Genomic DNA, 12,014 nt, shown 5'->3' with positions numbered 1-12,014 from the left:
TACTATTGCGCTGGTATTATCTATAGGGTTTATTTTTTGTGTAAAGCCGCTGTATTACCATGTATTAAAACCGCACCAGCGTGTACGTATAGATGAGGTGCTTGGGCTTACTAAAGATCTGCGTGGCGTAGGCTACAATCAAAATCAATCAAAAATTGCTATAGGCTCGGGCCGGGTATGGGGTAAGGGCTATTTGCAGGGTACACAAACCAAATACTCATTTGTACCTGCGCAAAGCACCGACTTTATATTTTGCACCATAGGCGAGGAGTGGGGCTTTGCGGGTTCGGTAACAGTGCTGGGTTTATACCTGTTTTTACTGCTGCGGATTATATTGATAGCCGAGCGGCAGCGCGCGCCATTCTCGCGGATATATGGTTATGGCGTGGCATCTATCATCTTTTGCCACGTTATTATTAACATAGCTATGGCCATTGGTTATATGCCGGTAATAGGTATCCCGCTGCCATTCATCAGTTATGGCGGTTCGTCTTTATGGAGCTTCACCGTATTGCTGTTTATCCTGTTAAAACTGGATTCGAACCGGATGGGGATAAATCACGCGTAGCGCCTTTTCAGTAAAGCATAAAACTTATCGGCGGTAGCTTTTTTACCTTCCCAATTATTTTTGGTAACGTAGTTGGTTTTCAGGAAACGATCTGCCTCTTCAAAACTGGTAAAGCGGTTCACTATCTCAATAGCTTCACTGTAAGCAAGGCTGTAGCCATTAAACAGGTCTTTTACAAAAAGTAGTTTATCATTCAGGCTTATGGCTGCTTTAATATCCTGAATTGGCGCCTGTGCAGGTTCTGCCTGCGTGGTTTGCTGCGCCTTTAATTGTGCCGACATCCGCTCGTTAAATGAGAGCGGCTTGGTTTCCTTAACAGGCTCTTCTTCCTTAACCTTTGGGGTATTATCAATAACCGGCTCGGGGTTGGTTGGTACAATATTAGGCTCCTGGGTTTCGTCGGCTTTTGGTTCGTCGGTTATTTTAGGCTCATCGTCTAAAATGTTTTCCATGGTAACCTGCGGGAATTTCCTGGTTTTGTCTTCCGTTACAAGGGGTATAACTTGTTCTTCCTCGTCCCAGTCGTCGGCTTCGTCAATTATCAGTTCGTGTTTTATCACTTCCGGTTCTTCACGCTCAAACGAGTAGCTGTCTTTATCACTCCCGGTATGCAGGTCAATCTGTGGCGTAGGTTGTTCTTCTTCAGTCGGGGTTATTTCCAGTTGTATGGGCTCCGGCTGTGCCGGTTTTTCAGGTAATTTAAACGGTGTGCGTTCAATAACGGGTTTTACCTGCTGTACAAGCGGCTCAAAGTATTTTGGTTCGCCGGCGGCGGTTTTTTTTGCTTCGGGTGTAATAATGGGTGCTTTTGGCTCTTCTACAACGGGTGCCTTCGGTTCTTCAATTACCCGTTGTTTTGCCTGGGGTTCTTCAATATGCGGTGGCAAAGTATGTTGCACCTGTAGCTTTTGAAGGTTAAGCTTTCTTAATATTTCGGCATGGTCTATTAAAAAGTGGGCGTTGGCAATGAACAGTTCAAGTTCCAGATCGTTGAGGTTGTCGGCAGTGCTTTTCAGGTCCTCATATTGGTCGCTAAGTTCTTTTAATATTTCGCCGGTCTTTCTAAATACTTCCTGCTGCTTCATGGCTTTAATGTTAGGAAATTGCTTCCCAAAAATAGCATAAAATTCTGATATTAGCCCCTCACTAAAGTTCAGAGAGATTGTATACCGAGGAAGTTTTTAAAAGAAGGAATGAGATTGGCGGGAGTATTGAAGTGGTCTGTGGGTCAATGTTTTCGGGTAAAACCGAAGAGCTGATCAGGCGGGTTAACCGCGCGCGCATCGCAAAAGTGAATGTTGAAATTTTTAGTCCGGTAGCCGATACACGCTACGATAAAAGCGCCCTGGTATCGCACAATCTCAATTCTATCCCCTCAAAAGCTGTTGGTAATGCTGCCGAAATTTTGCCGCTTGCCGCCCATATAGAAGTGGTTGGGATTGACGAAGCCCAGTTTTTTGATGACGAACTTCCCAACGTTGTGCAGGCCCTGGCCAACAGCGGTGTGCGTGTTATTGTAGCAGGCTTGGATATGGATTTTAAAGGCCGCCCGTTTGGCACTATGCCCCAGTTAATGGCCATGGCCGATTCCGTTACCAAGCTGCATGCCGTATGCGTAAAATGCGGCCAGCAGGCCATGTATTCGTACCGTTTGGTACCTAATGAAAGCCAGATACTGCTTGGCGAAAAAGAAAGCTACGAAGCCCGTTGCCGTAATTGCTTTAATTTAGACGGGGAGATATAAGCGATCAACGCTTTATTAATTAACTCACCCGGTCATTGCTTCGCTCCACCACCCTCTCTTCGCTGCCCGGAAAGAGGGCTAAATTTTTTTTATCCTCACCCTCTTTGCGTAGCAGAGAGGGTCGACCAGCGCAGCGCAGTCGGGGTGAGTAAACCCGATATCACCCCAAAAAATGCCCCATTAGTATCAAAAAAGCCTTTTGTATAAACAAAATTACAATTGATAGATAAACAATAGCCCACGCTTTGCCGTTATCTTTCTATAAATACAGATATTATGAGCATTAGCTTACTTGCCTCTATACACTGCAAAAAAGATGCAGAAGCGGCGTTTGATACAGAACTGAAAAAACTGGTGGAAACATCAAAGAAAGAAACGGGCTGCTTAGCCTGCGAATTATATCAGTATAAGGACGAGCCCACTAAATATGTGATTGAAGAGGAGTGGATAGATGAGGAAGCCCTAAGCCGCCACATGGAAACTGCGCACTATAAATATTTTGTACATATCTCGCCGGCTTTGCTGGTAAACCCTGCCGACGTAAAAATACTTACCCGGTTAATTTAAGCGAAATTTGCTTTTATGTTGATAAACAATATTTATAGTTTACTGTTATAATTTAAAAGAAAATATTTACCCTTTATTGCTATATTGGGGATAAACTGATTTAATATAATGTTTGTATAACTATGGCTAAGAAGATTTTGGTTATTGAGGATGATAAAGATATAAGGGATACCATAACCTACGCACTTGAAAGCGAGGGATATGAGGTTGTATCGTCCGATAATTCCAGGATCCTGAAGTTTATAGACAAGCACCAGCCAGACCTGATATTGCTGGATAACTGGCTTACCGATTGGAAAAGTGATGCCAACGGGCAGCAGCTAAGCCGCGAACTAAAATCAGACCCTAAAACAAGCCATATCCCGGTTATAATCGTATCGGCAGTAAGCAATATAGCCGAACTGGCTAAAGAAGGATTATCAGACGGATACCTCAAAAAACCATTCGACCTGGAAGCATTGTTCGGGATAGTGAAGAAACATGTTTAAGCGCCCTAAGGGGAGAATAAATTATTATATAAGAAAGCCCAACTCCGAAAAGAGTTGGGCTTTCTTAATTCTGTTTCCTCCCTTGGGGAGGGGCGCGAAAGTTTAAGTAGTGGCAGGGAGGGGTTCTAAACTATGCATAGCCTCGATACCCCTCCCTGCACCCTCCCGATGGGAGGGAATCGCACAAGCCCTAACGCCGCCTGGCTTACAGTTTCACCCCTAAACCAACGTTAAACGAAATACCATCGCCTGGCAAAATGCCGGGGCCGGGGTACATGTTTATGCGGCGCGTAAAATATTTCTGATCAGTCAGGTTGTTGATGTTAAAATTAACGTGGTAGTTTTTCAGGAAACTATAGTTAAACGCCAGGTCCACCAGTTTATAGGCAGGTACAATACCCGTGGCGCCGGTTGGGTTAAACGTGGTGTTATTGGCATCACTAAACTGTTTGCTTACATAGCTGAACAACACGGTAGATGTAATGTGCCCGGTTAAGTAAGTAAGGCCGGTGCGGTTGGTCCAGTCAGGTGTGCCTTCCAGTTTATTGCCCTTAAGGCTAACGTTTACACCGTTGGTATTGATGCTGCCACTTGTGTACCTGCCATGGGTATAGGCAAGGGTATTAAACAAGCGCAGGTCGCTGCCCGATTGCGGGTTAAAACCACGGATCAGTGATAGCTCGGTGTAAGCTTCAACACCTTTAGCATCGGCATTGCCAATAGTGGTTAAGTATAAATGATTTGCACCACCTGCATCCTGCACGGTTAAAGTACCCGCGCGGTTGCCGTAGTGTACAAAAAAGCCGTTCACATCAAAAGTAAAAGCCGAGCCTAATTTGCCACGGTAACCCAGGTCGGCATTATAACCACGGCTGTCTTTCATATTAGGGTCAACAAGGGTTAGCTGATCGGCAGGGGTAACAGCCGCGTAAATGTACGGGCGGTATGCCTGCGAAAAGTTTCCGTAAAGCTGGGTGGTGCTGCTTACCTGGTATTGCAGGCCGGCGCCAAACAATGGGAAACTACGGTCACGTTTATAGTCTACATTGGTGCTGCGGTTGTTCACCGCACCATCAATAGTTGTTTTAATACCCTCGTAACGCACGCCCGGCGTAAACGAAAATTTGTTGGTTATGCGGAAGATGTTCTCTACAAAGGCCGCATAGTTAACGGCGTTCAGGTCAAGATCGATGCCGTAATCTTTAACCAGGCTTAAATCAAAATTAGTGGCGGTTGTACCCACGCCTTTTTGCTGGCGATGGGTTGAGCCGTTAGCATACCTTAAACCGGTAGTAAGCGTGCTGTTTACGCTTCCAATAGTATAATTGTGCAATAAACGTGCTTCGGTTGTAAAGCTTTTATAATGGTCGCGGTCTACCTGGCGTGGGTTGTAAGTACCTAAGGCAGGGTTAACCACATCGGCCACGTTTGATGGCGCTATAAACTGCACGCTGCTGCGCTCACCAAATAATATATGCGATGTAACCTCTAACTTGGTACTATTGCTAAAGTTATAATTGAAAATCAATGCCGGTATATTGATAGCCGGTTTAAAGAAATTACGGAAACGGTTTGATTGCCTTGCTGTGGCATTGTACATATCATCGGTTAAACCACCCGCAATTTGCTGCACATAATCAGACCGTGAGAACTGGAACGACAGGCTGCCTTTTGTATTGAACTGGTACTTGATGTTGGCATAATAGGCGCGGTAGTTAAACGCTGCATCCGGTCGCCAACCGTCGCCGCTGCGGGCATCAAAGTAAGCGTAGTAGCTCACTTTGCCTGCTTTGCCGCCAATGGCATTGTATGAGTTAAAGAAACGGTTGCTCCCAACGGTTTGCTCGCTCTCAAAACCAAACGTTTTGGTAGTATCCGGCTGTTTAATTTTAAAATTTACCATGCCGCCAAACTGGCTGCCAAACTGCAGGGATGACGCACCACGAACATACTGCACCTCGCCAATGGCCTGGAACGGCATGTTGTAGTGATTCTCGGGGTAACCAACAACATCCGAGTTGGTGTTGTAGCCATTTTGCCTAACATTGGTTTCTATAGAGCGGTGCATATCGGTACCGCGTGTACCAATGTTTAGCTGCAGGCCTGCGCCGTCCATTTCCCAAACGTTAATGCCCGGTACCTGCGCAAATAAAGTACGCGCGTTGTTGCCCGCTAAGTTTGCCTTGCCCGGGTTGGCATAAATAATATTGGTTTTTTTACCGGCAAAGATATAATTGCCGGATACATCGGGCAGGTTTTTGCTGCGCGATTCTTTGATCAGTACGCTATCCAGCCTGATCGTGTCTTTGGTTATCTTTTGTGCCTGTACCTGGCATACGTAAGCCGTTATAGCCGCTGTAAGCAGAGTTTTATATAAGTGTTTCATTGATGAATATTGAAGTATTAAAATAAAAAGTTAATAAAATAGTACCCGCACATGGCGTAAAATACCATGCGGAATAAATGAGGATACTAAAATTGTTGGATTAACCTAATACTTCAGGAGGCTGTGCAGGCGTTGCGATGAATGGATCGGCAGAGAGCTGATATGCTCTGTTAATACCTACAGGGGGGGTATCCTTAAAGCGTATAAAATTCATAACCAGTTGCGGGTGGTCGTAAGTTTTATCGGCCCCGGCTTTTTTTGCGGCATCTTTGGTTTTATCCGTAGGGATATCGTTTACCTGCTTGGCGTAAATAACGTTGTTATCTATCAGCTTGGTTTTTTCGTAGTTGGGCACGCACATCACATAAAGCGTATCCTTGGTGAATTTGAGCTTTACGTAGTTATAGCATGCATTTTTTAGCTGTATGGAGCCGCTCACATTCTTATAATCGGCCCACTCATTTATACCGGGCAGGTTTTGCTTTACCTTAACCTCCACCAGTTTGTTAGGGTCGTACAGGTCATGGCTGATGAGTTCGTTCATGCGCCTGTCCGTCTGTGCCACCATATAACTTTGCAGCAGCATGTATCCACCCCAGTTAAAGAAGTAGATAACAAGAAAAAATATGGCGAAAGTGCGTTTCAATTAACAGCGGGTTATAATGATTGCAATTTTAACTAAAACTTTTTTAAAGCCGCAATAAGTGTGCTTTTTAAATAGTTATGTAATAGTTACATACTGTAACTCAAAAACCATAATTATTTATTTATTTTACAGTTACGAATATAATTTCCAAAACGCCCTTATTAATGCTTTAAAGGCTGTTTTTTATCATATTAAATACTATTGATGCAAAGTAATAAGCGAGTGCTGTTTTATTTAGTTGACGGCGCCCACAGTGAGGTTTTACCTGAACTGATAGCAAAAGGTGAACTCCCGAACATACAACGAATAATTGACGAGGGTACTTACCGCAAGGCTACCACCTGTTTCCCATCAACCACCGGCCCCGCTTACCTGCCATTTTTAACCGGTCATTTCCCGGGCACTATGGATATTACGGGTATCCGCTGGTTCGATAAAAAAGAATTTAAACGCACCCGTTTTAATAAACTGGCCATGCGCAGCTACTGCGGGCCCGAAGCTGCCTGGTTCAATACAGATATGCCGGCCGATAAGCCTACGCTTTTTGAACTGATGGGCGAATCGTACAACCTGTACAACATGATAACCCGTAATGTGCCCGATGAGTACGACCTGGGTAAAAAGGGCAAGGGTTTACTATACATGCGCGCGCACTTTAAATTACGCCATCACCCTGTAGATCTACAAGGCCACCAGCGTATTATGGATATGCTTAACACAGGTAAGGATTTTGATTTCCTGTTCGCGGTGTTCCCGAGTGTTGACTGGGATTCGCATTATCACCACATCCGCGATGCACGTACGGTTGAGGCTTACAAAATTGCCGATAACAGCCTGGGCGAAGTTCGCGCCAAGTTAGAGGAGCAGGGCAAATGGGGCGATACCCTGTTTGTAATGACATCAGATCACGGCCTTACCCCAACCACCAAACACCTCGACCTTGCCGACTGGATGACTGACCACGGACTTAAATCTGTGTATTACCCGGTTATCTGGAAAAGCAACCCAAAATGCGCGGTTATGATATCGGGCAACTCTTTCGGTAGCATCCATTTCCTTAACCATGAAGGAGACCATGTATTGCGCGAACAGGGTATTATTGAAGCGATGGGGGCCGAACGTTTACAGTTATTGTTGAACGAAGATGCGGTTGATTTTGCCATTTACCGTGGCAATGAAGAGCAAACCTTTATTGTACATAATAAAGCGGGAAAGGCAAAGATCTCCGTTAAGGATGATGTATTCAGCTACGAGCCTGTTACTGCCGATGTGTTAAAATATGGCGGTAAAATTGAAGCCTCCGGCCACCGCGCTATACTGGCTGCCACTTTTGATACTGATTACCCGGATGCTGTGTTCCAGATCTATCAATTGTTCAGAAGCCGCAGGGCAGGGGATATTGTGATAAGTGCCGCATTAGGCTATGACCTGCGCGATTTTTGGGAGTATCCGGAACATAAAGGTTCGCACGGATCGTTACATAAGTACCATATACATGTACCTATGATATATAACCAAAAAGGCTGGGACGAAAAACCAATGCGCACAGCCGACTTGTTCGACAGTATTTTGAAGTGGAAAGGGATTACCCCAAAAAGTTCGGAAGGCGAACCATTATTTTAACTTTGCACCGTTAAAGCAAACAATGACATCAAGCACCAAGCCAACTACCGAACCCGAAAAGCAGGACGTAAAAAGCGTATTTAATAAAAAAGTTATCATAAAAGGGGCTTTTTGGTTCGCGCTGATAACCGTGGCTACTATCGCCGTGGTTTTCTTCTACAACAATACCGGCGATACGGTGAAGGCCTTGTCGCACATTTCTTACAAGTATATCGCCATTTGCTTTGTGATGCTTTTTGTCGATTTGATGCTTGGCAGCTGGCGTAATCATATCTACATCCGTAAAATGGCGCCTGGTGTTTCGCATTGGGTAAGCTTTAGGGCAAACGTAGCCAACATGTTTATGGGCGCGGTAACCCCGGCACACGGTGGTGCGGGCCCGGCACAAATATTTGTTTACACCAGCAACGGCGTAACCTTTGTCGATTCTTTCGCGGTTACATTGATAAACCTGGGCGCAACGCTCATTTTTATGCCGCTGGCAGGCTTTGTTGCCATTATGCTGATGGATACTACAGAGGTTGGCAGTATAGTACCCGCCATGCTTAAGTATGGGTTTAGTTTCTTCCTGCTGTTTTTGATGGCCTTTTTACTGGCCTTCTGGAAACCGCTTTGGATAGGCGCCATTATTAAAAAAATTGCTAACGGCTTATCTTCCATATTCCCCAAAAGGAAAGAAAAATTGACTAAATGGGCTGATGATTCTTTTCAAGGCATCAGCAAATACCAGCAAACCTGCAGCGTTATTATCCGAAAAAACCCGTTTTTGTTTCCGCTCAGCTTAGTAATAACCACTTTATTATATTTAAATAAGTATTGTTTACAATGGGTTATTTTGCTTGGCTTAGGGGTTAGCGCAAACCTGATACAGGTGATCTCTATCCAGATCCTGATCCAGTTTATGATATACTTTGCACCAACCCCCGGCGGCAGCGGTTTTGCCGAAGGGTTTATAGCAACCTTATTTGGCAAGATTGTACCCGCCGCCTTGATCCCCATTTTTACCTTATTGCAACGGTCGTTCCTGTTGTTTTTCCCGGCATTGGTAGGTGCTTATGTGGTTATTAGTTTACTGCGTAAACAAACTGTAAAGCAGGGCTAATACTCAATTAATTTATTATTCTGTAAGTAAAGTATTTTTAATAGTTCAATAATAAACATATCTTTAATAACTAAATCTTATTCCCCTTGATGAGAAAGTTATTGATGATAATGCTTTTGTGCATCCCTGTATTTGCACTTGCGCAGAACAAAACTGTTGATAGTTTAAAAAAGATCCTTACGGCCACCAAGGCCGACACCCTGAAAGCAGACCTGTATTATCAAATAGCGTTGGAACTGCAACGAATGGATCCCGTGCAATCCCAGAAAATGATAGACCAGGCCATGGTTATTGCCCAAAAACTCAAGTACCAAAAAGGCCTGGCTAATGTTTACGCGTTCATGTCAGTACAATACTCTAACCGTGGGGAATTTGACTCTATGCGCATAGCCAGTGAAAAAACCATACAGATAGCCGAAAAGAATAACTTACCTCTAATTGTAGCCAAAGGCCACAACGGGCTGGGTATTTATTACTGGCAAACGGGCAATTATAGCGAAGCTGTTAAAAACCACCTGGCCGCCCTGGCTATCCGCGAAAAGCTGAAAGATACACTGGGCATCTGCGCATCGTTAGGTAACCTGTCGCTGGTTTACTTTGATAATCAAAACCCAAAAAAGTCTGAGCAATATGCGCTGCAAAGCCTGGCATTGGCCCGTAAGGTTAATAAAACCAGCATGATAGTAAGCTGCCTGCAAATGCTGGCCAACGTTTATGGCCAGGGTGGCCAGTTTGATAAAGCCCTGAAAATGGATGCCGAAGCTTTGGCAATATGTAAAGAGCATAACGATACGCTCGGCTTATCGCAGGTTTATTCAAACATGGCCAACTGCTACGCCGCTATGAAACAGTATGATAAGGCGCTTCAATACCAGCAGGAAGTGTTAAAGATAGACCGGTTTTTTAACGACAAAAAGCAGATAAGCGATACTTACATGAACATTAGCGGTATTTATAGCGAGAAAAAAGACTATAAAACCGCTCTCGACTGGATGAAGAAAGGTTTGGTTTTGAGCCAGGAAAGCAAGTACAAGCAAGGCGAAAAACTGGGATGGGGGGCGTTGAGCCATATTTACGAACAGCTTGGTGATTATAAGAACGCCCTGCAGGCCCATCAAAAGTATCAAAGCATAAGTGTGGAGATGATAAACGAGAACAGCAACAAGCAGATAGCCCTGATGCAAACCAGGTTTGATACCGAGAAAAAAGAACAAAAAATAAACTTGCTGAATAAAGAGAATACTATCCAGCGGCTTTCCATCAGCAAGCAACAAACTACTATCGCTATTATAATAGGCCTGTTGCTGGTTTCTATACTGGTTGCCGGGTTGGTTTATAACCGTAATAAACTAAAACAAAAAGCGCTGTTACAGGCAGAGATGCTGCGGCACCAGGATATGATGACCAAAGCCGTGATTGATGCGGAAGAGCATGAACGTAAACGCATAGGTGCCGACCTGCACGATGGGGTGGGTCAGCTGTTTTCGGCTGTGAAAATGAACCTGAACGGTTTATTTGAGCGGATTAGTTTAGAGCGTGAGGAAGATAAATTTTTAGCTGAGAACACCCTTGCCCTGGTTGATGAAAGCTGCAAGGAGGTTAGGGTGATATCGCACCAAATGATGCCTAATATGCTGCTGCGGTCAGGCATAGCGTCTGATCTGAAAAGCTTTATAGAAAAGATAGACGCAGACAGCCTCAAGATCCGCCTGGAAACAACAGGTTTTAAAGACCGGCTGGAAAGCAATGTAGAAACTATGCTTTACCGCATTATACAGGAAACTATCAACAACGTTATTAAACACGCGCATGCCACGCAGCTTGATATCATCCTTAAACGCGATGCGCGGGAAATTACAGCGGTAATAAAAGATAACGGGGTTGGCTTTGATACCGAAAAGGCAAGCACATTTGAAGGCATCGGCCTAAAAAATATACTTACCCGTATTGAATATTTGCGGGGGACTATTGAATACGACTCTGCACCGGGAAAAGGCACAACTGTTACGGTGAACGTACCTGTATAATTACACAAACTTTACTTCTAAATGCTTGTTTTAAAAGTACCATGATGAATATACCAATAAGGGTTATAATAACAGGTACTACCGGGATGGTTGGCGAGGGCGTAATGCATCAATGCCTGCAACACCCGGATGTAGAAGCTGTGCTGATCATCAACCGTAAGTCATCGGGTTATAAGCACCCGAAATTGACGGAGATCGTGCATGCCGATTTCTTCGACCTGATGCCTATTGAAGACCAGCTGGCAGGTTACAACGCCTGCTACTTTTGCCTTGGTATCTCATCAATAGGGGTAAGTAAGTTAGATTATTACAAAACTACTTACCTACTTACCCTAAATGTTGCCCAAACCTTGGTGCAGTATAACCCCGATATGACGTTTTGCTACGTATCCGGCGCGGGTACGGATAGTAAAGAGAAAGGTACCGGCTGGGCAGCAGTAAAAGGAAAAACCGAGAACGACCTGATGAAGCTTCCTTTTTTACAGGTGTACGCCTTTAGGCCGGGGTTTATAAAACCTATTAAAGGCCTCACCAAAACACATGGCTTTTATAAATATATTAATTGGCTGTTCCCGGTTGGGCGGGCATTGTACCCCAAGGGCTTTGTTACATTGCCAGAGCTTGCCCAGGCCATGATAACCGTTACCGAACAAGGCTATCATACCAAAGTGATAGAGGGTAAGGATATAATTACCCTTGGTAAATGGCCTTAAATAATAATATAAAGTAATTAAATGCCCTTGCAAAGAAATTTGCAGGGGTATTTTGCTTTTTGCGCTAAACCGGATCTTGTTTTACGCAATATTTTAACCTTTATATAATAGGGTTTATCTCCCTGCGTAAAAAGGGGTATTACAACCTAT

At 44.3% G+C, this 12,014-nt stretch carries 11 protein-coding genes; 8 read left to right on the top strand and 3 right to left on the bottom strand.

Annotated features, from left to right (window positions below; genetic code table 11):
- Positions 1–568: rod shape-determining protein RodA (gene rodA, locus WC615_RS10555; protein WP_372978067.1), on the top strand; the 568-nt coding region annotated here is incomplete at its 5' end.
- Here the strand turns inward: rodA and WC615_RS10550 are convergent.
- Positions 559–1,653, bottom strand: a complete 1,095-nt coding sequence (locus WC615_RS10550) for a hypothetical protein (protein WP_372978066.1) — start codon at positions 1,651–1,653, stop codon at positions 559–561. The genes rodA and WC615_RS10550 overlap by 10 nt on opposite strands.
- A 77-nt stretch (positions 1,654–1,730) precedes the next feature.
- On the opposite strand from WC615_RS10550, the gene WC615_RS10545 reads away from it, so the two are divergent.
- The 3 genes from WC615_RS10545 (at position 1,731) to WC615_RS10535 (ending at position 3,367) form a co-directional block, all read left to right on the top strand.
- Positions 1,731–2,312: a thymidine kinase gene (locus WC615_RS10545; protein WP_372978065.1), complete on the top strand. Its 582-nt coding sequence runs from the start codon at positions 1,731–1,733 to the stop codon at positions 2,310–2,312.
- A gap of 276 nt (positions 2,313–2,588) precedes the next feature.
- Positions 2,589–2,879 carry a putative quinol monooxygenase gene (locus tag WC615_RS10540; protein WP_372978064.1) on the top strand — a complete coding sequence of 97 codons (291 nt, stop codon included), beginning with the start codon at positions 2,589–2,591 and terminating at the stop codon, positions 2,877–2,879.
- A gap of 122 nt (positions 2,880–3,001) precedes the next feature.
- Entirely contained in the window at positions 3,002–3,367 is a 366-nt protein-coding gene (locus WC615_RS10535) for a response regulator (RefSeq protein WP_372978063.1), read from the top strand.
- Positions 3,368–3,572: 205 nt separating this feature from the next.
- Here the strand turns inward: WC615_RS10535 and WC615_RS10530 are convergent, their stop codons facing one another.
- Together WC615_RS10530 and WC615_RS10525 are read right to left on the bottom strand one after the other, a co-directional pair.
- On the bottom strand, positions 3,573–5,753 hold the full coding sequence (locus WC615_RS10530; protein ID WP_372978062.1) for a TonB-dependent receptor family protein: 2,181 nt from the start codon (positions 5,751–5,753) through the stop codon (positions 3,573–3,575).
- Between the two features lie 100 nt (positions 5,754–5,853).
- Entirely contained in the window at positions 5,854–6,399 is a 546-nt protein-coding gene (locus tag WC615_RS10525) for a hypothetical protein (protein WP_372978061.1), read from the bottom strand.
- A 204-nt stretch (positions 6,400–6,603) separates the two neighbouring features.
- On the opposite strand from WC615_RS10525, the gene WC615_RS10520 reads away from it, so the two are divergent.
- The 4 genes from WC615_RS10520 to WC615_RS10505 all read left to right on the top strand — a co-directional run bounded on the left by WC615_RS10520 (position 6,604) and on the right by WC615_RS10505 (position 11,864).
- A complete protein-coding gene (locus tag WC615_RS10520) occupies positions 6,604–8,022 on the top strand; it encodes an alkaline phosphatase family protein (protein ID WP_372978060.1) in 1,419 nt (472 codons plus the stop codon).
- Between the two features lie 22 nt (positions 8,023–8,044).
- Positions 8,045–9,124 (top strand): lysylphosphatidylglycerol synthase transmembrane domain-containing protein, encoded by a 1,080-nt coding sequence (locus WC615_RS10515; RefSeq protein ID WP_372978059.1) that lies wholly within the window; start codon positions 8,045–8,047, stop codon positions 9,122–9,124.
- Between the two features lie 89 nt (positions 9,125–9,213).
- Entirely contained in the window at positions 9,214–11,151 is a 1,938-nt protein-coding gene (locus WC615_RS10510; protein ID WP_372978058.1) for a tetratricopeptide repeat protein, read from the top strand.
- A gap of 41 nt (positions 11,152–11,192) precedes the next feature.
- A complete protein-coding gene (locus WC615_RS10505; RefSeq protein ID WP_372978057.1) occupies positions 11,193–11,864 on the top strand; it encodes an NAD-dependent epimerase/dehydratase family protein in 672 nt (223 codons plus the stop codon).
- Positions 11,865–12,014 lie beyond the last annotated feature (150 nt).

Source organism: Mucilaginibacter sp. (assembly GCF_041663085.1).
In the GTDB taxonomy this organism is placed as follows: Bacteria; Bacteroidota; Bacteroidia; order Sphingobacteriales; family Sphingobacteriaceae; genus Mucilaginibacter.
This window is presented reverse-complemented; position numbering and strand designations above follow the sequence as displayed.